The organism is Clostridium sp. TJA085 (genome assembly GCF_058310235.1).
The window spans coordinates 750,357-773,166 of the sequence record NZ_JBZEEZ010000001.1 but is presented as its reverse complement, the minus strand read 5'-3'; the positions used below and the strand labels follow the sequence as shown (position 1 = coordinate 773,166).

At 24.8% G+C, this 22,810-nt stretch carries 19 protein-coding genes; 16 read left to right on the top strand and 3 right to left on the bottom strand.

Going from position 1 to position 22,810, the window contains the following annotated elements; translation table 11 throughout:
- Nucleotides 1-46: 46 nt before the first annotated feature.
- Nucleotides 47-1,498, top strand: coding sequence for a MocR-like pyridoxine biosynthesis transcription factor PdxR (gene pdxR, locus AC4FQW_RS04070; protein WP_491148150.1), 1,452 nt, complete (start codon nt 47-49; stop codon nt 1,496-1,498).
- Nucleotides 1,499-1,510: 12 nt separating this feature from the next.
- Here the strand turns inward: pdxR and AC4FQW_RS04065 are convergent, their stop codons facing one another.
- The 3 genes from AC4FQW_RS04065 to AC4FQW_RS04055 form a co-directional block, all read right to left on the bottom strand.
- Nucleotides 1,511-2,542 carry a rhodanese-like domain-containing protein gene (locus AC4FQW_RS04065; RefSeq protein WP_491147390.1) on the bottom strand — a complete coding sequence of 344 codons (1,032 nt, stop codon included), beginning with the start codon at nt 2,540-2,542 and terminating at the stop codon, nt 1,511-1,513.
- Between the two features lie 105 nt (nt 2,543-2,647).
- Complete coding sequence (locus tag AC4FQW_RS04060; RefSeq protein ID WP_303130333.1) at nt 2,648-3,295, bottom strand: PspA/IM30 family protein; 648 nt, start codon at nt 3,293-3,295, stop codon at nt 2,648-2,650.
- Between the two features lie 121 nt (nt 3,296-3,416).
- Nucleotides 3,417-3,968: a hypothetical protein gene (locus AC4FQW_RS04055; RefSeq protein ID WP_491147387.1), complete on the bottom strand. Its 552-nt coding sequence runs from the start codon at nt 3,966-3,968 to the stop codon at nt 3,417-3,419.
- Between the two features lie 166 nt (nt 3,969-4,134).
- On the opposite strand from AC4FQW_RS04055, the gene AC4FQW_RS04050 reads away from it, so the two are divergent.
- The 15 genes from AC4FQW_RS04050 (at nt 4,135) to AC4FQW_RS03980 (ending at nt 22,720) form a co-directional block, all read left to right on the top strand.
- Nucleotides 4,135-4,824, top strand: coding sequence for a hypothetical protein (locus tag AC4FQW_RS04050; protein ID WP_491147385.1), 690 nt, complete (start codon nt 4,135-4,137; stop codon nt 4,822-4,824).
- Nucleotides 4,825-5,020: 196 nt separating this feature from the next.
- A complete protein-coding gene (locus AC4FQW_RS04045) occupies nt 5,021-8,275 on the top strand; it encodes a ligand-binding sensor domain-containing protein (RefSeq protein WP_491147383.1) in 3,255 nt (1,084 codons plus the stop codon).
- A gap of 175 nt (nt 8,276-8,450) precedes the next feature.
- Nucleotides 8,451-9,818 (top strand): MATE family efflux transporter, encoded by a 1,368-nt coding sequence (locus AC4FQW_RS04040; protein ID WP_303130323.1) that lies wholly within the window; start codon nt 8,451-8,453, stop codon nt 9,816-9,818.
- Nucleotides 9,811-12,129 (top strand): bifunctional glutamate--cysteine ligase GshA/glutathione synthetase GshB, encoded by a 2,319-nt coding sequence (gshAB, locus tag AC4FQW_RS04035; RefSeq protein WP_491147380.1) that lies wholly within the window; start codon nt 9,811-9,813, stop codon nt 12,127-12,129. Before AC4FQW_RS04040 ends, gshAB begins: the two co-directional genes overlap by 8 nt.
- A 1-nt stretch (nt 12,130) precedes the next feature.
- The gene (locus AC4FQW_RS04030) at nt 12,131-12,409 is read left to right on the top strand and encodes an ArsR/SmtB family transcription factor (protein ID WP_303130318.1); all 279 of its coding nucleotides are present in this window, start codon (nt 12,131-12,133) and stop codon (nt 12,407-12,409) included.
- A gap of 1 nt (nt 12,410) precedes the next feature.
- The gene (locus AC4FQW_RS04025) at nt 12,411-13,298 is read left to right on the top strand and encodes a PHP domain-containing protein (RefSeq protein WP_491147378.1); all 888 of its coding nucleotides are present in this window, start codon (nt 12,411-12,413) and stop codon (nt 13,296-13,298) included.
- 174 nt (nt 13,299-13,472) lie between these two features.
- Complete coding sequence (locus AC4FQW_RS04020; protein WP_303130313.1) at nt 13,473-13,628, top strand: zinc-ribbon domain-containing protein; 156 nt, start codon at nt 13,473-13,475, stop codon at nt 13,626-13,628.
- 99 nt (nt 13,629-13,727) lie between these two features.
- Entirely contained in the window at nt 13,728-14,636 is a 909-nt protein-coding gene (locus AC4FQW_RS04015) for a tetratricopeptide repeat protein (protein WP_303130311.1), read from the top strand.
- A gap of 168 nt (nt 14,637-14,804) precedes the next feature.
- Nucleotides 14,805-15,110, top strand: coding sequence for a YbaN family protein (locus AC4FQW_RS04010; protein ID WP_303130309.1), 306 nt, complete (start codon nt 14,805-14,807; stop codon nt 15,108-15,110).
- A gap of 119 nt (nt 15,111-15,229) precedes the next feature.
- A complete protein-coding gene (locus AC4FQW_RS04005; protein ID WP_491147375.1) occupies nt 15,230-16,993 on the top strand; it encodes an ABC transporter ATP-binding protein/permease in 1,764 nt (587 codons plus the stop codon).
- On the top strand, nt 16,994-18,661 hold the full coding sequence (locus AC4FQW_RS04000; RefSeq protein ID WP_491147373.1) for an ABC transporter ATP-binding protein: 1,668 nt from the start codon (nt 16,994-16,996) through the stop codon (nt 18,659-18,661).
- Between the two features lie 17 nt (nt 18,662-18,678).
- The gene (locus AC4FQW_RS03995) at nt 18,679-19,071 is read left to right on the top strand and encodes a YbaN family protein (protein WP_491147371.1); all 393 of its coding nucleotides are present in this window, start codon (nt 18,679-18,681) and stop codon (nt 19,069-19,071) included.
- 4 nt (nt 19,072-19,075) lie between these two features.
- Nucleotides 19,076-19,381 (top strand): nitrous oxide-stimulated promoter family protein, encoded by a 306-nt coding sequence (locus AC4FQW_RS03990; protein WP_491147369.1) that lies wholly within the window; start codon nt 19,076-19,078, stop codon nt 19,379-19,381.
- 16 nt (nt 19,382-19,397) lie between these two features.
- Nucleotides 19,398-21,098: an NEAT domain-containing protein gene (locus tag AC4FQW_RS03985; protein WP_491147367.1), complete on the top strand. Its 1,701-nt coding sequence runs from the start codon at nt 19,398-19,400 to the stop codon at nt 21,096-21,098.
- A 419-nt stretch (nt 21,099-21,517) separates the two neighbouring features.
- Nucleotides 21,518-22,720, top strand: a complete 1,203-nt coding sequence (locus AC4FQW_RS03980; RefSeq protein ID WP_491147365.1) for a YgeY family selenium metabolism-linked hydrolase — start codon at nt 21,518-21,520, stop codon at nt 22,718-22,720.
- Nucleotides 22,721-22,810 lie beyond the last annotated feature (90 nt).

Sequence of the window (22,810 nt, the reverse complement as noted above, 5' to 3'; positions counted from 1 at the left end):
ATATAATAAAGGAAGATTAAATTAGAATAGAAGGTGAGAATATTTGATTTTTTCGTCCTTTAAAATAAATGAAGAAGAAAAGATACACACTCAAATAGAAAAACATATAAAAGAAAATATAGAAAGTGGAATGTTACAAAAGGGAAGTAAGTTACCATCTACAAGAGAAGTTAGCAAAATAATTTCTGTAAGTAGAAATTCTGTCATATTAGCTTATGAGACTTTAGAAGAAGAAGGAATTATAGAAAGTATAAAAGGTAAAGGAACTTTCGTAAAAATAGAGAAAAAATTAAATGGTGGAGATTTAAATATAGATTGGAACAATATGATGAGTTGTTATTGTAATTGTTGCGAGGAGCTTGATATAGTAAAAAATGAGTTGCCTTGGAAAAAAGGAATGATTTCTTTTAAAAGTATTGCACCAGACGAAAGTCTTTTTGATTTAGAAGAATTTAAAAGAGCATTTTTAACTACATTTTCTATTGAAGGAGATAAACTTTTAAATTATGGATATGCTAAGGGTTATAAGCCTTTAATAGAGTATTTAATGAGATATATGAAGCAAAAGGGTGTAAATATAGAAAATAAAGATATATTAATAACTAATGGATTTACTGAAGGATTTGATATAGTATTAAGCGGAATTATGAATGAAGGTGAGACTATAGCATGTGAAGAGCCAACTCATAATACTGCTATAAAAATTATGAAAAGTCATAATCTTAATATTAAATCAATAGATATGGACAAGGATGGTTTAAATTTAGATAAATTAGAAGAAACATTAATAAAGCATAATCCTAAGTTATTATATTTAATACCTTCTTATCATAATCCCACTGGTATTGTTATGAAAGGAGAGAAGAGAAAATCTGTATATAATATATGTGAAAAGTATAAAGTTCCTATAATAGAAGATGGATTTAATGAGGAACTTTTATATACAAGCTCTCATGTAGCACCAATTGCATCATTATGTGATAAAGGAAATGGAATAGTTTATATAGGAAGTTTTTCTAAAATACTGTTTCCTGGAATTAGAATTGGATGGGTCTTTGGAGATAAAAATTTAATATCAAAATTAGAAAGTATAAAAAGAACTAGAAATATACATTCTTCATTTTTAGATCAAGCCATATTCCATAAATATATGGAAAGTGGTTCATTTCATAAGTACATGAAAAAAATAAGAAAGCATTATAAGGATAAATATAATTTTACATTGAAACAAGTTAAAAAATATATTCCACATGATTATATTTTAGGGGAAGGTGGACTTCATATATTTATCAAGTTAAAAAATGTAAATGGAAGAGATGTTTTAAGGGAATGTTATAAAAGAGGTGTAGTTTTTATGCCGGGTGATATATTTTATAATAATAAAGATGGTTCGGAAAAAATAAGACTAGGTTTTTCAAGAGTAAGTGAAAATGATATAGAAAAAGGTATAAAAATAATTGGAGATGTTGTTAAAAGTTTAATAAACAAAAAGGGCTAATATTAGCCCTCTTTATATTGGTTCAGATAAAACATATACATTTCTAAATCCGTTATCAATTAAAATTCTTGAAGCTACTATAGCTCTGTTTCCACTAGAGCAAACACATATTATAATGTTATTTCTGTATTTTTCCAATTCATTTATTTTTTTAGGAAGTTCTTTTAGTGGAATGTTTATAGATTCTTCTAATTTATTTCCATATATAATTTCTTCAGGTTCTCTTACATCTAATATAAAAATATTATCTTTGTTAGATTCTATAAATTTAGTAAATTCTTCTTTATTTAAGTATATAGGCATAGAACGTGGTGATTTAATATAACTACTTTGACAAATACCTTCCTCAAAAGGAATTTTAATTGAATTTATATTCATATTGCACAAAGTATTTAAAGAAATAACTTTAAGCATCCAATCAGGTGGGGGATAACATTGCTCTGTAATGCTTAAAAACTCTTTTTTGTTTTTTATTTTTAAATATTTATTTATTTTTTTTAGATGGTGTAATGTATATGGTGGAGAGTCAGTATAATTATGTGCTGGATAAACTATTAGATGGGATGGTAACTTAGAAAGTTTAATTAAACTATGATAGTGATCTAAAGGGTTTCCAGTTGGAAGATCATCTCTTCCAGCACCATCAGATAAAAATAGAGTGTCTCCAGTTAGAAGTTTATCTTCAAATATAATACACATACTATCTATTGAATGACCAGGAGTGTGTATGCATTTTAGTATTATACCATCTATATTAATAATTTCATGATTCTTTATTTTTTTAGTAATAGAGTTACAACTTGTATTTTCATTCATAAAAAAATTACAGTTAGTTTTTTCTTTTAAACTATAACAGCAACTTAAGTGTTCTGAATGGGTATGAGTATCTATAACTGCTTTAAGAATCCCATTTTTATTTTTTATAAAATTTAAATAAAAATCTTCATAATCAAGCTTTGGATCAATTAGTACACAAGAATTATTTTTAGTGTTTAATATTAAATAAGTGCAACAGTGATCTTTGTTTAATTTATAAAACTTCATAAAATACTCCTAAAAATCAATATATTTTATTATATGTCTTTAGTAAGAATGGTGTTTTATAATGCATAAATAAAAAAGGAATTACCTTTTGGCAATTCCTTTAAATTATTTATTTCTATATTTTTCAAGTTCAGCATCTAAATTGTCATTTTCAAGTGCTGCAAATTCATCATCTAAAGAAGGAGTTCTAAGATCTTTCAATCCTTCAGCATAACTTTCTTCTTTAGCTATTTTTCTTTCAATGTCATCTAAGTTTATAGAGTTTTTCTTAGTTTGTACATTGGCCATAATCTCATTGACTTGTTTAGTAGCATTTGCAGTATTAAGTCTTGCTGAGGCTTCATCTCTATAGCTTCTAGTTTTTTCAATTTCTTCTTGAAGTTTGACTAGATTTTCTTTAAGACTTTTTGCTTTAGCTTCTAATTCTGTATGAGAAGTAGTTAGTGTCTGAAGCTTTTTATCAGCATCAAGCTTTAATTTAAGAGCTTTTTTAGCAAGTTCTTCATTATTTTTACTCATAGCAAGTTTTACTTTTTCATCATATTCAACAGCAATTGCTTTAGTCTTGTCCATTTCTTTTTCAATTTCTTTTAAATTACCAAATATTTGAGCTGAAGAAAGTTTTGCTTTATTTAGACTTTCTTCCATATCTCTTATTTTTTGATCTAATAATTCGATTGGATTTTCCATATTATCTAATGCTGAATTAGTTTTTGCTTTTAACATGTTTGATATTCTATTAAATATACCCATAATTATGAGCCTCCTTTAAGTTCATACAATTAATATTGCTTAACTTTTCTTATAATTATATAATTTTTCAAAAAATTATCAATATTGAATTTTAATATTAATAAAATTTTAATTAAGAATATTATTTCTTAAATTTAAAGAAAATAAAATAAATAATAAATAGTATAATAGTAATTACGCAAAGAATAACAATTGCCTTAAAAATAAATGACATTCCAAAAAAAGAATGACCATATGATGAAAAGAAGGGGAATACACTAAAATTTCTATTGTATCTTTTAGTTCCTTCGGATGTATCATATGAATTTTTTTCTTTTTTAGATTTATCAGTAGTATCATTATTAGATTTATCAGAGTTTTCTTTATTTTTATTACTATTATTGTATTTATCTGATGTATTAAATTTAGAGTTAAATTTATCACTTGTAGAATTTTTATTTGAATCCTTTGGTTTACTATATTTATTTGATGTATTAAATCTAGTATTCCAATTAGAACTCTTTGAAGTTGATGTATTACTTTTAAATGATGATGAAGAAGATGATGGCTTACTATAACTAGATGAACTTTTAAAGCTAGCAGCATAAGTTGGAACTATAAATGATAAAAGGTTAGATAAAAATATAGTTAATATAACTATAAATTTAACTATTGATTTATTCCGAAGCTTCATTAAAATTAATCCCTCCTAAAGGCATATTTTTATTAATATGCTATTTAATTTATATTATAATTTAAAGTGAAAAAATTAACAAATTGTATTATTTTAATAAATTAATATTTAAATTATTTAAAAAATATTTTTGTCATTTATAATAAATATTAAAGAGGTGATAAAGGTGAATATTAACAAGGCAAAAGAGATTATAAAAAGTGAAAAAGATAATATAACAGAGTATTATACTAATATAACTTTTTCTATTAATGATATTATTCAATTTTCAGAAGGAACTGATATTAAATCAAGATATTTTGTGAAAAATATAAAGGTTTTAGATAAATACTCAGAGCTTTTAGAAAGTTCTGAAAGTAAATTAAATAAAAAGAAAAAAGTTTTATTTTTTGAGGTAGATGCTTCTTCAGCAAGTGAAATTAATGATTCAGTAAATAGTATATTAGATTATAAAAATAAATATAATAATGTATTTTTAAAGTTAAAGTGTTGTTCTAAATGTCAGTGTTTAACTTGTATGAGAGATTGTAAGTTTAAAGGATGTCTTTCATGTGGAAAAAGTGGACGAGTTACTGAATGTGATAAGGAAAAATATAATATAACAATGTTTAATGGGGAATATTCAAAATTGTATAATGGTGAAACAAATCAATATGATAGTGTAGAAATATTAGCTCAAATTGATATATTAACAGAAAAAACTTCCTTTAGAGTAATTAAGTCAAATGGTGAATTTTTAATACTTACATATGAACATAACCCTAAAGATGGAGATAGCTATGGTAGTGTAAGTGATAAAGATACATTTAATTTTATAGCAGATTTATATGAAAGAAATGTTGAAAATATTATATAGAATGCAAACCTCTTATTTTTAATAAGAGGTTTTTAATTTTATTTAAAATTAAATTTATAGTTTTATATAAAATAATGCTTTTTTTTAGTACAAATTTTCTGTTAATAGTTAGTTAATAAAGTTTACTAATTGACAATAAAAGTTTACTATGTAAAAATAGTTTTATAATTGGATAAATTTTGTCGAATGATAGGGGATGAATGAAATAAAAAGGGGTAAATTTATAATAAATATATTATGTATACTTATAATAATAAATAATTTTTTTTGTATTAAAGCAAATGCTGTTGAAGAAAATAAATATTTAAAATTTACTAACATAACAGTAAAGGACGGATTATCTCAAGGTTCTGTTTTCTCTATTTTAAGAGATAGTGATGGTTATATGTGGTTTGGAACAAATGATGGACTAAATCGATTTAATGGATATGAATATGAAGTTATAAAGTCAGAAGATAAGGATAAAGATACTATTTTTCCAGGAATAATAGGATCAATAGTAGAAGATAAAGATGGATATTTGTGGATTGGAACAAGTTCTGGTTTAAGTAAATTAGATAGACAGACATTAAAAGCTGAAAGAATTGAAGCCGATGAAAATGATCCACATAAAATTTTAGGAAGTCATATTTGGGATATTTATATTGATAGTAGTAATCATATGTGGGTTGCAACAGAAGATGGTTTAAATGAATATGATCCTAAAACAAAAATATTTAAAAAATATTTTAGTGAAGAAAATAAAGAAGATACATTATATGATGGATTCATCACTTCTATTATGGAAGGGTTAAATGGAGAAATATGGATATCTACAGAAAAAGGATTAAATATAATAAATAAAGCTACTGGTAAAATTACTAAAGTACTAGAAGATAAATTACCTAGTAAAAATATTTTGAAGCTTTATAAAGATATGAATAATAACATGTGGATTGCAACTCAAGATAAGGGAGTATATAAATTTAATCTTAAAACTAAAGAATTTGATAATTTAGAAAATATAAATAGAAAGTACGCTTTTGAAAAATATGCTATAAATAGTATGTATGAAGACTTTAATAATAATATGTGGCTTGGAAGTAAAGGTGGTTTAATTAAATATAATAATAAAACCAAAAATGTTGATTTCTATATAAATAAACCATATGATCAAGAAAGTTTAATTAATAATAGTATACAAAGTGTTTATAGAGATAGTGATGGATTAATGTGGATTGGAACATACAATGGTATTAGTATGTTAAATCCTAATCCTGAGTTTACTCATTATAAGAGCCAGCCCGGTGAAACGAATACTTTGAGTGGAAATAGTATAGGTGGAATTTATGAAGATGAAGATGGAATTCTTTGGGTTGGAACTAATAATGATGGATTAAATAAGTTTGATAGAGAAAATGATAAAATAACTCATTATAAATTTGATAAAAATAATCCAAATAGTATACCAAGTAATACATTATTTCAAGTTACAGGTGATGGTTATGGAAATATATGGATGGCAACAAAGGAAGGATTATGTAAACTTAATAAAAAAACAGGTGATATAAAAACATACAGACATGAATCAAATAAGAATTCTTTAGTGCATAATGATGTAAAGGAAGTTTATTTTGATAAAAATGGATTACTTTGGGTTGGAACACGTCAAGGTTTAGATGTTTTTAATCCTAAAACAGAAAAGTTTACTAATTTAAATTATCTATTTGATAAAGCTGGAGTATGCGAAAATTATATTAGAAGGGTATTTCAAGATTCTAAAGGAAATTATTGGATAGCAACTGGTTGGAATGGTGGAATATTAAAGTTAGATGTAGAGAAAAAGAAAGCAATAAATTACACATCCATAGAAAATAATCCTAATTCCTTAAGTAATAATGCAATAAAAGGTATAAATGAAGATAAAGAAGGAAACATGTGGTTCTCCACATCTGTTGGATTAAATAAATTTGACCCTAGGACAGAAAAGTTTATAATATTTACAGAAAAAGACGGACTTGCAAATAATTATGTATATGGTGTTTTATTGGATGATGAAGACAATGTATGGGTAAGCACTAATGGTGGAATTTCAAAATACGATAAGCATAAAAAAAAGTTTGAAAATTATAATTTACTTGATGGACTTCAGGGAAATGAATTTAATGGAACAGCCGAATTTAAAGCTAAAGATGGCGAGATGTTTTTTGGAGGAGTAAATGGTGTAACAGCATTTTATCCTAAAGATATATATACAAAGCCACTTTCAAATCCAAATATAAAGATAAGTAAGTTTAAAGTATATAATAATAAGAACATACAGATAAAAAATGATTCTATAGAGTTAAAGCATAATGAAAATACATTTTCATTTGAATTTTTTCTACCAGATTATAAAAGTATGGGGACAGAAAATTTTGAGTATCAGCTTGAGGGATTTGATAAAGATTGGATATACCTAGGAAAAAGAAATTATGTAAGTTATACTAATATTCCACCGGGAAAATATATTTTTAAAGTAAGAGCCAGAGATAAAAATGGTGAAGTAACAGATGTTAAAGAAGTTAAAATACAAATAAATAAGCCTTGGTATAATTCAAATTTAGCTTATTTAATTTATTTGTTTTTAATATTACTTATAATATATTTTATCGTTAACTATGTAAAAATATTAAATAGATTAGTTAAACAAAGAACGGAACAATTAAATAAAGAACTTTTAGAAAATGAAAAAATGTACAATAAACTTTTAAAGTATGAAAAGTTTAGAAATACTTATTTAGTTAATCTTTCTCATGAACTTAGAACACCACTTAATGTAATACTATCAAGTGAGCAACTTATTAGCTCATTAAATGATAGTAAAAATGGAATAGGAAGAAAAGATTTATCTAAATATATGAAAATAATAAAGAAAAATTCTACTACTCTTTTAAAAGTTATAAATGACTTAATTGATAGTTCAAAAATAAGTTCAGGAGCATATAAACTTAATATATCAGAAGAAGATATTGTTTATTTAGTAGAAGAAGTTGCATTATCTATGAAAAGTTATATTGAGAGCAATAATCTAGAGCTTATAATAGATCCAGAAATAGAAGAAAAAATTATAGAGTGTGATAAAACTAATATAGAAAGATGTGTTATAAATTTAATATCAAATGCTGTTAAATTTACTAAGTCAGGTGGAACTATATTTGTTGAAATAAAAGATAATCATGATAGTGTAGATATAATTGTTAGAGATACTGGAATTGGAATACCAAAAGATTATCAAAATATTATATTTGATAGATTCGCACAAGTTGAAACACAAGTTTCAAGTAAACATTGTAGTAGTGGAATAGGTCTTACTTTAGTTAAAAATCTTGTTGAACTTCATAAAGGAAAAATTACATTAAAAAGTGAAGTAGGTAAAGGAAGTGAATTCATAATAACGCTTCCAGTAAAACAAGAAAAAAGTGAAGAATAAGTTTAATAAATAAGGAATCTATTTTTTATTAGGTTCCTTATTTTGTTATAGAACAATAAAATTTAAAATAAATTTAATGTGAAATTAAATTATAGGTGATAAAATTAAATAAATTGAAATTACTATTTACTATATAACTATATTCCTATATAGTTATATAGTGAGGTGATATTACATGAAAAAAGTAGATTTAACTAAAGATGATATTACTAAATCTCTTATAAAATTATCACTGCCAATTATAGCAACTAATTTTATACAAACAGCTTATGGAATGATAGATATGCTTTGGATTGGACGGTTAGGAAGTGATGCTGTTGCGGCTATAGGAACAGCTAGTTTTTTTATAAATCTTGCTATGGCAATTTTTACAATTGTATCTATAGGGACTGGGGTTAAAATATCTCATTCTATAGGGAGGGGGAGAGAAAAAGAGAGTAAAACATACATACAAAATGGTATAATACTTACAAGTTTTATAGGATTAATATATACAATATTTCTTTTTATATTTAATAAACAACTAATAAGTTTTTATAAATTAGGAAATTATGTAGATTTTATGGCACAAAAATATCTTTTAATATCTGCAATAGGTATTATATTTATGTTTTTTAATACACTATTAACATCTATTCTTAATAGTTATGGGGATAGTAAGTTACCATTTAAAGCAAATGTTATAGGGTTTATTTTTAATATTATATTAGATCCTATATTAATATTTGGTATTGGAATAATTAAGCCATTAGGAGTAGTTGGAGCAGCTCTTGCAACACTTATTGCAAGAATAATTGTATTTTTAATGTTTATAAAGATGTCAAAAGGGAAATTAAAAGTTTTTGAAGATAAGTTTAATTTTGATAAAGATAAATGTTTGTCAGTAATTAAGCTTGGATTACCAATAACTATGCAAAGAGTTATATTTACTTTAATATCTATGTCTATTGCAAAATTAGTTTCTGACTATGGTGCAATAGCTATAGCGGTGCAGAGGGTTGGAATTCAAATTGAATCTATATCTTATGTTACAATTGGAGGGCTTCAAGGTGCTATTGCTGCTTTTGTTGGTCAAAATTATGGAGCAATGAAAAAAGATAGGATAAAGGAAGGGTATTATAAAGCTTTAAAACTTACTATAGTGTTTGGAATCAGTGTAACTTTACTATTTATAGTATTTTCAAAACAAATATTTGGTATATTTTTATCAGATAATGAAAGTTTAATTATGGGTAGCACTTATATGAAAATATTAGGTTTATCTCAAGTATTCATGTGTATAGAATTATTAACTGTTGGAGCATTTAATGGAATAGGAAAAACCTATGCTCCACCAATAATTAGCGTTACTTTTACAGCACTTAGAATACCTATAGCAATATTTTTATCAAATATAAGCTTTTTAAAACTTAATGGAATATGGATTAGCATAAGTATTAGTAGCTTTTTTAAGGGTGTACTTTTACTTAGTTGGTTTTTAATTGATATGAATAAATTAACTTTTAATTATAATATAAAAAAGGAGATAGAGAGAAATGTATGATAACTTATTACAATTAATAAAAAGTAATAATTTAAATAAAAAATTACTACAAAGTGGATTTGGTCTTGAAAAAGAAAATTTAAGGGTTGATAAAGAAGGAAAGCTTGCTTTAACTAAACATACTAATATATTTAATGAAGAAAATCCGTATATAAAAAGGGATTTTTCAGAAAGTCAAGTTGAAATGATAACCCCTATATGTAAATCAATAAATGAAGTTTATGATTTTATGGAAAATCTTCATAATATAGTTTCTACTAGTTTGAAAGAAGAGTATTTATGGCCACAAAGTAATCCGCCTATAATACCAAAGGATAATGAAATACCAGTTGCAGAACTTAAAAATCAAGATGAAGTAAAATATAGAGAAGGTCTTCTAAAAAAATATGGTGCAAAGAGACAATTAGTAAGCGGAGTGCATTTTAATTTTTCATTTAATGAAGAGCTTTTAAAAGAACTTTATAAGCTTTCAAATACTAAAGAAAATTATAAGGATTTTAAAAATAATATATATTTTAAAATAGGTAGAAACTTAATAAAATATAAATGGTTTTTAATATATTTAACAGGAGCTAGTCCTGTTTTTCATAAAAGTTATAAGGGAACTTGTAAAAGAATAAGTCAAACATTAGGAAAAGATGAGCATTATTTTAAGGGGGTAAATTCTCTTAGAAATAGTGAGTGTGGATATAAAAATGTAGAAGATTATTATGTATCTTACAACAATGTTTATGAATATGTTGAAGATATAAAAAGACTTATAGAAGATAAGTGTATACAAGGTGCAAGAGAATATTATAGCCCTATTAGATTTAAAACAAAAGAAACTGGAGATATGTTAGAAAATTTATTAAATCACGGTGTTAAATATATAGAAATAAGACTTCTTGACTTAGATCCATTAAGTCCAATTGGAGTAAGTAAAGATACATTAAATATGATTTTCTTATTTATACTATTTACATTATTTACAGAAGATGAAAAGTACACTGTTAGACTTCATGATGAATATGTAAAAAATGATAATAGGGGTATAGAAACAAAAGAATTTAATATGATAAATATGAATGGTAAAGAAGTTTCTTTAAGACAAGAAGGACTTAAGGTTTTAGATGAAATAGAAAAAATTTGTGATATTTTATTTAGTGATAATGATGAATTAAAAGAAGTAATTAAAATTTCAAGAAGTAGATTTATAAATTATAAAGAAACTATATCAGCAAAACTTATAAAAGATATAAAGAAATATGGATATATAAATTATTTTATGAATTTAAGTAAAGAATATTTAAAATATAGTGAAAAAAATGTATTTAAATTAAAAGGCTATGAGGAATTAGAACTTTCAACTCAAATATTAATTATTGATGCAATAAAAAGTGGAATAGAATTTGAAGTTTTAGATAAGTTAGATAATTTTATATCACTTAAAAAAGGTAATCATATAGAATATGTAAAACAAGCAACAAAAACATCAAAAGATAGTTATATAACTGCTTTAATTATGGAGAATAAATTAGTTACAAAGAAAGTATTAGAAGAACATAATATAAAAGTTCCAAAGGGTGGATATTACGATAATATAGAAAGTGCTATAGATGACTTTTATAAATATAAAAATAAACAAATAGTTATAAAGCCAAAATCAACAAATTTTGGAATAGGAATAACTATTTTTAAGACTGATTTTACAGAAAAGGAATATAAAAGAGCTTGTGAAATTGGATTTGAAAATGATAATGAAATATTAATAGAAGAATTTATAAATGGAAAAGAGTATAGATTTTTAGTAATTGATGATGAAGTTGTAGGAATACTTCACAGAGTACCTGCAAATGTAATAGGTAATGGAGTAAACACAATTAAAGAGCTTGTAATAGAAAAAAATAAAAATCCACTTAGAGGAAAAGGATATAAAACTCCACTTGAAAAGATATCTTTAGGTGAGGCAGAAGAAATGTTTTTGAAAGATCAAAATAAAGATTTTAACTATATACCTAAAAAAGATGAAATTATATATTTAAGAGAAAATTCTAATATAAGTACTGGTGGAGATAGTATAGATTTTACAGATGATATAGATAATAGTTACAAAGAAATAGCAATTAAAGCTGCTAAAAGTGTAAATGCTAAAATAACTGGTGTAGATATGATGATAAGTAATATAAAAGAAAGAGCAAAGGAAAATAATTATGGAATTATAGAAATAAACTTTAATCCAGCAATACATATTCATAGCTATCCTTATAAGGGAACAAATAGAAATGTAGCTAGAAAGGTATTAAATTTACTTTTTAAGGAGAGTAATTAGCATGGAAGAAAAGACGAGTGAAGTTTTAAAAGCACTTGCTCATCCAGTTAGATTAAAGATAGTAAAGCAGCTATATGATGGACCTATTTGTGTCTGTCATATAAATAGTAATATAGAATATTCGCAAGCAAATGTATCAAAACATTTAAAAATACTTAAGTCAGCTAAAATAGTTGAGGGAACAAAAGAGGGAATGTTTAGATATTATAAGCTTAAAAATGAAAAAATAAAAGATTTAATAAAATTAGCAGAGGATATAGTACTAGAAGGAGAAACTTAAGATGAAAATAATAAATCCTTATGGATATAAAGGTGAGTATTTAAAGGGAAATTTACATACTCATACTAAAAATAGCCCTTGTGGACACTATGATATTAAAAAAGTAATTGAGCTTTATAAGTCATATAAAATGGAGTATGATTTTTTAGCTATTACAGATCATTATTTTTTAACAGATTTAAAAGAATTTAGTGATGAAGATATAGTTATGATACAGGGTGTTGAGTATAAACGAAAAGAACATCAAACACTAGGTATAAATATTAAAGAGTATGATGATGATTTAGATGATGACAATAATCATCAAGAATTATTTGATAAAGTAAATAATCAAGGTGGAATAAATATTATTTGTCATCCACATGGAGTATCAGAAGATTATTGGACTTTAGATAGATTATTAAATTTAGATAATTATTTAGGTATAGAAGTTTTTAATAATAATGTTAGGATGGATTGCAAGGGTAGGGCTATTGCATCGGATTTATGGGATGAGTTATTAAGTAGAGGTAAGGTTGTTTATGGATTTGCAAATGATGATATGCACATATTTTCAAGAATTGGAGGAGCTTATAATATGGTTCTTTCAGAAAAAAAGGATATTGATAGCATAATAAATGCATTGAAAAGAGGTAGTTTTTACGCTAGTTTTGGAATGAAGTTAAAAGATATAAAGTTAGAAAATAATAAAATATCATTAAAAAATGGGGATAGTAGAGTTCCATATATATATTTTAGGTTTATAGGGAAATATGGAAAAATATTAAAAGAAACCAAAGGAAATGAAGCTTTTTATAATATTAAAGGGAATGAAGGTTATGTAAGAGTTGAAACTTATAGAGAAGATGGTGCAAAAGCTTGGCTTCAGCCGTTTATAATAAATGATTAAATTTTAGAATATTTTGAAAATTCCCTTGAAATAATTAATAAGCAGTGATATACTAATTTTGTAAATTAAATCAAATAAAGATCAAAGTAGTTAAGTATTTTCTGGTTTCATTGGTGTCTCCAAAATTCAGAAAGTTTAATTATTTAGATGCTTTATATATTTGGAGGAATGAAAATGGAAGATAAGACTATCGTATGTAAAGATTGTGGAAAAGAATTCGTTTTTACAGTTGGAGAACAAGAATTCTACAAAGAAAAAGGATTTGACAATGAACCAGTTAGATGTCCTGAATGTAGAAAAGCTAGAAAGCAAAGATTTAATAAGAAATAATATTGAACATTTATAGCCATAGAACTTTTTGTTCTATGGCTTTTTAAAATTCTTTTGCTATAATTATTTTAGACAATTCTTGAAGAAAGGACAAAAAATATGAATTATTTATTTGATAATCATATAAATGTAGCTAGAAATTTTAAAGAAGAAGGAAATAAATTAAAAGCTCTTCAGTTTTATAAAAAGGCATATAATTTACAAGAAGGGAAAAAAGATATTGAACTTCTTTTAGATATGGCACTTTTATATCATGAATTAGAACAATTAGATTTAGCAGAAGAAAAGTATAGAGAAGTAATAGATATAGATAATGAGGAAGCACGTGCGTATTACGGCCTTGGAACATTATATGATGAAGATGGCTTTTTTGATGAGGCAAAAGAGTATTATTCTAAAGCTATAATGTTAAACAATTCATATGATAAAGCCTATTTTTTTCTAGCTAATATATATGATGAAGAAGAAAATAAAGATGAAGCAATAAAACTTTATAAGAAAGTTTTAGAAATAAATAAAAATGATTTATGGGCAAATGCAAATTTAGCTTGTATTATGGAAGAATTAAATAGATTAGAAGAAAGTGAAATCTATAATAAAAAAGCATTATCAATAAATCCTAATCATTATAGGATATTATTTAATATGGGAGTAGTACAAAAAAGATTAGGAAATATTGAAAGAGCAGAACAGTATTATAGAAAATCTATAGAAAATAATAAAAATTATCCTTATAGTTATTTGAATTTAGGAGTAATATATAGAGAAAAAGGCAACTATAAAAAAGCAATACAAATAATAACTGAAGGAATAATTAATAATGAAAATGAAGGATTTCTTTATTACAATAGAGCTTGTTTTTATGCATTAATTGGAGAAAAAGAGAAGGCTCTAGAAGGTGTTATTAAATCTATCGAATTAAATGATTTCTTTATTTCTTATATGAAAAAAGATAAAGAATTAGACTGCATAAGAGATTTAGAAAAATATAAACAAATATTTAAATAATAGTCATCAAAACATGTAAAAATTTATAAATTTACATGTTTTAATTTTTAGTAAAATGTAGTATATTATAGAAAATAAAAACAATAAATAAAATCTAATAGATTTATTGGAAAAAATAAATTTAATTAGATTAATAAATTTTAATATTTTAAGGTAAGGTGACTTAAAGTGGGAGAAGCAAAGAGAGCTTTGTATATTTTTTTAGGAATCGTATGTATGATTCTAGCTTTAATTGGTGGTATATTACCTATAATGCCTGGAACTATATTTTTAGTTATGGCTGGCATATGTTTTGCAAAAGGTTCAGAAAGATTTAATAAATGGCTTATAAGCAGAAAATTTTATAAGAAGTATTTAAAAAAATATATGGGAAAATATATAGAAAAAGATTTGAAGAAACATATAAAAAAGTATAACAATTGTTTGAAAAATAAAAAAATAATAAGTTGTAAAAAGGTTGCATTTAAAAATTAAATAAAGTAAGTATTAAGAAGAAACTTTTTAAAGTTTCTTTTTTTTATATAATAAATATTGATAATCAATATCAATTATGATAGAATGTTGTGGGAATAACTAGAAAGGGGAAATTGGTTATGATGATTAATAAAAGATTAATTAATCTTTGTAATGAATCTAAAAAGTACATAGCACTTACGGTATTTTCAAGCTTAATGACTACTGTGTGTAATTTAGGTATGGTACTTTTAATAGGTAAAATAATAAATAAAGTATTTTATATGGAAAATTCATTACATAATTTTAAGGATTTTATAAAAGGGGATATATTAAACTATTTAATAATTTTCTTATTTTTATTATGTATAAGATTTTTTGCAAATATTATGTATGGATATTTTTCAAATAAATCTTCAGAAGTTGTAAAAATAAAGCTTAGAGATGAAATATATAGTAAGCTTTTAAAATTAGGATTAAATTATAATAAAAAATTATCTACATCCTCAATAGTTCAAAGTGCAATAGAAGGTGTTGAAGCATTAGAGATATATTTTGGCAAATATCTTCCACAATTATTTTATTCACTTTTAGCTCCTATAACATTATTTTTTGTAATTTCATTTATTTCATTTAAATCTGCAATAATATTTATATTATGTGTTCCATTAATTCCAATGTCTATTATTGCAATAATGAAATTTGCAAAAAAACTTCTTAAAAACTATTGGAATAATTATTCTAATCTTGGTGAAACATTCTTAGAAAATCTTCAAGGGTTAACAACATTAAAAGTATTTAATATTGATGAAAAAAGACATAAAAAAATGAATGAAGAAGCAGAAAAATTTAGAAAGATAACAATGAAAGTATTAAGCATGCAGCTTAATTCAATAACTGTTATGGATCTTATAGCTTTTGGTGGAGCAGCGCTTGGTTCAATTGTAGCACTTTATTCATTTAAAAATGGAAATATAAATTTAGGAGATACATTAGTAATAATTTTACTTTCATCAGAATTTTTTATTCCATTAAGGCTTTTAGGTTCATTTTTCCATGTAGCTATGAATGGTGTAGCTGCATCAGATAAAATATTTGAATTACTAGATAGTGAAGAAATAGATAGAGATGTAATTTGCAAGTTAGATAATGCAGAAAAAGTAGATATTAATATTAATGATATAACATTTTCTTATGATGGAAAGAGAGATGTTATTAAAAATGTATCAATGAAAATAAAAAATAATAGTTTTACAGCTATAGTTGGAAAAAGTGGTAGTGGGAAGAGTACAATTGCTAATCTTCTAATGAATACTTATTCTATAAACGAGGGAGAAATACTTTTTAATAATAAGAATATAAATAATTTATCTTTAAATGATTTATACAGTAAGTTAATGTTAGTAAGCACTAACAGTTATATATTTAATGGAACTATTTTAGATAATTTAAAGATTGGAAAAGAAAAAATAACTGATAATGATATTCAATATGCTTTAGAAATATCTAATCTTAAATCATTTGTAGATTCGTTAAAAGAAGGATTGAATACAAAGGTTGGAGAAGGAGGAGCTCTTTTATCAGGTGGTCAAAAACAAAGATTAGCATTAGCAAGAGCAGTAATTGCAAATAGAGATATTTATATATTTGATGAAGCTACATCAAATGTAGACGTAGAATCAGAGGAAATAATATGGGAAGCTATAAATAAATTAGCTAAAGAAAAAACTGTAATAGTAATTTCTCATAGGTTAGCTAATGTTAAAAATGCTGATAATATATATCTTTTAGAAAATGGTGAATTATTAGAAATGGGAGTTCACGATGAGTTAATAAATAATAATGGTAAATATTATGAAATGATAAAGGAACAAGAGATATTAGAAAGGAAAGTGGTGGTTTAAATGGAGAGAAAATCAGGATTTTTAATTATGAAAAGATTAATTTTAGAACTTAAGCCATTAATTCCTTATATGTGTATAACAATAACTATGGGAGTGCTAGGGTTTTTAGCTGCTATATCAATTACTTCTTTTAGTGCTGTAGCTATTTTATCAGTAATTGATAATGGATTTAAAATATCATTTATTTCAGCAATTATAGTTGTAGTCATTTGTGCTATTTTAAGGGGACCTTTAAGATATATAGAACAACTTTCAGGACATTATATTGCATTTAAGATATTAGTTATATTGAGAGATAAAGTATTTACTGCACTTAGAAAACTTGCGCCAGCTAAATTAGAAGGCAAAGAAAAAGGAAATTTAATATCATTAATTACATCAGATATTGAACTTTTAGAAGTATTTTATGCACATACAATAGCTCCAATTTCTATTGCTGTAATTACTAATTTAATAATATCAATAGTTCTTTATAGTATTAATCCATATTATGGATTAACAGGTTTGTTGCTTTATATTATAATAGGCTTTTGTATTCCTTATTTTACATCAAAAATAGGAAAAAAAGCAGGTATGGAATATAGAAATAAATTTGGAGAAACAAACTCTTATCTTTTAGATTCTTTAAGAGGTTTAAAAGAAGTATTAATATTTAAAAATGGTGAAAAAAGAAAAGAAAATATCCATAAACTTTCAGAAGAATTAAATAGCAAACAGAAGAAAATAAAACTTCATGAAGGGGTTATAAGAGCAACAACTGATTTTACAATAATGGTTGGTATGATAGGTTTTACAATTTTAGGATTATATCTTTATATAGAAGGAAAAATTAATTTTGGACAAGGTATTTTAGCAATAGTAATATTATCATCTTCCTTTGGACCTGTAGTTGCATTAAGTAATTTATCAAACAATTTACTTCAAACATTTGCATCAGCAGAAAGATTATTTAATCTTTTAGATGAAAATCCAGAAGTTATAGAAAATCCAGGTGAGAGAACTTTAACTAATATGGATATAGAATATAAAGATGTTACTTTTTCTTATAAGGGAAGAGAAGATATACTAAAAAATATAAATATAGATATAAAAAGGGGAGATAGTATAGCCATTGTTGGAGAAAGTGGTAGTGGTAAGAGTACATTTGTAAAATTACTTATGAGATTTTTTGATACAAATTCTGGTGATATAATATTTGGAAATGAAAATTTAAAAACTTTAGAGACAAAAACTCTTAGAGATAATCAAGTTTTAATGAGTCAAGAAACATATCTTTTCAATGAAACTATTGAAGATAATATAAAAATAGGTGATCAAAATGCAACTAAAAATGAAGTAGAAGAAGCTGCAAATAAGGCATCTATACATGAATTTATAGTTACTCTTCCTAAAGGATATAAAACAAAGGTTGGGGAGCTTGGAGGATATCTTTCTTCTGGAGAAAAGCAAAGAATTGGACTTGCTAGAGCCTTTTTAAGCAAAGGAAATACATTAATATTAGATGAGCCTACAAGCAATTTAGATACATTAAATGAAGGAGAAATATTAAAATCAATTAAGGAAAATAAAAAAGATAAAACTATAATACTTATAACTCATAGAAAATCAACTGCATCTATATGTGATAAAACATTTAGATTAAAAAATAAGAAGTTAGTAAGAGAGTAGAGTGGGAGGCGTTTGTAATGAATAAATTTAAAAAAGGATTTTATATAACTGTTGGATTAATATCTTTTGCATTAGGAGCAATTGGTGTAATTTTACCGATATTACCTACAACGCCTTTTTTATTACTTTCATCCTTTTGTTTTGTTAGAGGATCTGAAAAATTTGATAGATGGTTTAAAGAAACTAAAGTCTATAAAAAACATTTAGAAAGTTTTGCAAATGAAAGAGCTATGACATTGAAACAAAAAATAACTATATTATTATTTGCTGATACAATGATGATGTTTCCATTAATAATATTAGACTCAATTATAGCAAAAATTTTTATAATATTAATTATTTTAGTGAAATTTTGGTACTTTATATTTAAAATTAAAACTATAAAGGAAAAAGATTTACAAAGGAGCTAAAATAATGACAAAACAAGGGAGAGTTTTAAAGGAAAAGAAAATAGTACAATTTATGATTGAAATTTATTGTTATAAAAAACATGGGCAAAGGAAAAATGAGTTATGTGATGATTGTAAAGAATTATTAAATTATGCACATAAAAGACTTACTTACTGCAAATTTGGAGATGAAAAAACATCTTGCAGTAAGTGTCCTATTCATTGTTATAAAAAGGACATGAAAGAAAAAATAAAAGAGGTAATGAGATTTTCAGGACCAAGACTTATTATTTATAAGCCATATGAATTTATAAGACATATATTTAAATAGGTGGGGAGATTTAAAAATGAACAACAAAATTATAGCATTACTAATTGCAGGTTCTTTAAGTTTTTCTATATGTGTACCTGCAAGTGCAAATAATTTAAATGAAATAATAAATGATAGTGAGATTAATAAAGAAGATAAATTAGAAGATGGAGTTTATAAAATAGAAAATGATGTCTTTCATATAAATGAAGACAAAGATTCTATGGCTAGAAAGTTTTTAGAAAAACAATCTTCTTTAAGAGTTTTAAATGGAGAGATATTTGTATCAGTAACATTTACAAATAAATCTATGATGAAAAATGTTAATATAAATGTAAATGACAAAGATATAGAATTTAAAATATTAGATGAAACTAAAGAAAAAATTGCATATGAGTTTAAAATTAATTCTATAAAAGATAAAATTATTATAAGTTCTACTCCTTTTACTGGAATGAATGTTAGCTTTAGATTTTTATTAAAAGAGGATACTTTAAATTTAGAAGAACAGAATGAAAATAATCCTAATGAAGAAAAACCAAGTGATGCTGAAAAGCCAGGTGAAAGTGAAAAACCAGATAATAATGAACAAGAAATCAATAAACCTAATACAGAAAACAATAAGACAGAAAGTGAAGAAAATAATGTAAGTAAACCTAATAATGAAAGTAATTTATCAACTAATAAAGATGAAATTTTAAATAAAGAACTTTATAAAATGCAAAATGAAATAATTACAGATAGTGAAATAGGATATGCAGCAGCAAGAGGGGTTATATCAAAAACAAACTATATGGAAATAAGAAATGGAAAAAAATATATAACTATTAGCATATCAGGAACTAATTTAATGTCTAATATAAGAATTTTAATAAATGGGAAAAATATTAATTATAATATTTTAAAAAACGATACTTCTAATAATTTAATGGATATAGAATTTAAAATTGGAAGTTTGAATGATAACGTAAAATTTAAAATGCATATAGATGCTTTAGGAGAAGATATAGAATTTGGTGTTAAATTTTTGCAAAATACAGTGACACAAATTGGATTTTTACCAGAGTCAAAACCAAATACAAACTTAAATATTCCAAGTATAGATAGTGTTTTAGATGATTCTAAAGATGAAAAAAATAGTGAAAATAATCAGTCTTCTGAAACTGAAAAGTCTAAAAGCAATAAAGAAAAAATGAAAACTTTAGCTAAAGAAAGTTATAAAGAATATACAATAAAAAATGAAATTATAAGTGATAGTTCGGTTGGTAAAAAGATGGCTAGAAAGTATTTAAACGAAACTGCTCTAATGGAAGAAGTAGATGGAGTAAAATATATAACTTTAAGATTTTCAGGAATGGATCTTATGAGTAATATAAAAATAAAAATTAACGGAGAAGATGTTAAACTTGAACTTGTAGATGAAGATACAGAGAAAAATATAAAAGCTTATAGATTTAAAATAAATAGTATTAAAGATGAAATAAAAGTTTATGCTTACATAATACCTATGAATATGAATATTGATTTTGGTGTAAAACTTTTAGAAGATACTATGACCCTAGTAAATGAATATAAGCCAGAAGATGTTGTTATTAATGGAGAAAAGCTAAAGAAGACATTGGCTACAACTTTTGGTGGTGGAATGTTTTTACTTGGAGCGGCAACAAGTACATTAGGTGGAAAGTTAATAAAAATTAGAAGAAGAAAGTTTAATATAAAAGAAAATCTGAAAAAATAATATTATATATAAATAAAAAAAGAAACTATTTATTATAGTTTCTTTTTGTTTTGTGAATATTTTAATTAAACTAAGAATAAACAATGAATATTATTTTAAGATTAGAGTAAATAAAAAATAATTAAAATTTAAAGGTAATTTCTATTATCAAAATAATAAATTTATAATATAATTTATAAATTTGTTATAAATATATGATAAATAGTAGCTTTAATAAGGTTATCAATATGATAAGTTTATTATCATATTGATAACCTTATATTTATTTATTGAATAAATATACAGTATTTATAGTAACAAATTCATATTTATGTATAAATATACTGTTATAAATGAAGTTTTTTAGAAAAAAATGGCATATTTATTGCTAGAATATTAAGTGAAAAAATATTTTTCGTATAAATTAAGGGGGAGAAATTATGGATTTTGAAAAAATTAAAAAATTATCGAAGGAATACGAACCTCAAATGACAAAGTTTTTGAGAGATTTAATAGCTATTCCAGGAGAAAGTGCAGGAGAAGAAGGTGTTATTAGAAGAATAGCAAAGGAAATGGAATCATTAGGATTTGATAAAGTAGAAATAGATGGAATGGGTAATGTTTTAGGTTATATGGGAACTGGAAAAAAACTAATTGCTTATGATGCTCATATAGATACAGTAGGTCTTGGAGAATTAAGCAACTGGGAATTCGATCCATATAAAGGATATGAAAATGATGAAGAAATTGGTGGAAGAGGTGCTTCTGACCAATTAGGTGGTATAGTATCAGCAACATATGGTGCAAAAATAATGAAAGATATGGGTCTTTTATCAGATAAATATACAGTTTTAGTAACTGGAACAGTTCAAGAAGAAGATTGTGATGGATTATGTTGGCAATATATCTATAACGAAGATAAAGTAAAACCAGAATTTGTAGTAATAACAGAACCTACAAATGGAAACATATACAGAGGTCAACGTGGACGTATGGAAATTAGAGTTGAAGTTAAAGGGGTTTCTTGCCACGGATCAGCTCCAGAAAGAGGAGATAATGCAATTTATAAAATGGCAGACATTCTTCAAGAAATTAGAGTATTAAATGATAATTTACATTATGATCCATTCTTAGGAAAAGGAACAGTTACAGTATCACAAATATTTTATAACTCACCATCACGTTGTGCAGTAGCAGATATGTGTGCAATTTCATTAGACCGTCGTTTAACAGATGGAGAAACATACGAAAGTGCATTAGAAGAAGTTAGAAGCTTACCATTCGTTAAAAAATATGGAGCAGAAGTAACAATGTACAAATATGAAAGACCAAGTTGGACAAACTTAGTTTACCCAACAGATTGTTATTTCCCAACATGGGTAATTCCAGAAGATGCACCAGCAACAAAAGCTATGGTTGAAGCATATGAAGGAATGTATGGAACACCAAAAGTTGATAAATGGACATTCTCAACAAATGGAGTTTCAATAATGGGAAGATACGGAATACCATGTATAGGATTTGGACCAGGAAAAGAAGAAGAAGCACATGCTCCAAATGAAAAAACATGGAAAGCTGATTTAGTTAGATGTGCAGCAGTTTATGCAGCAGTACCAACAATTTACTGTAGAGATAATAAATAATTTTTATAAAATAATTCATAGATTAAATTTTAAAATAGCTAAATTAAAAATTTAAAATAATTATTATAATAAAAATTTACTTTTGAAGGG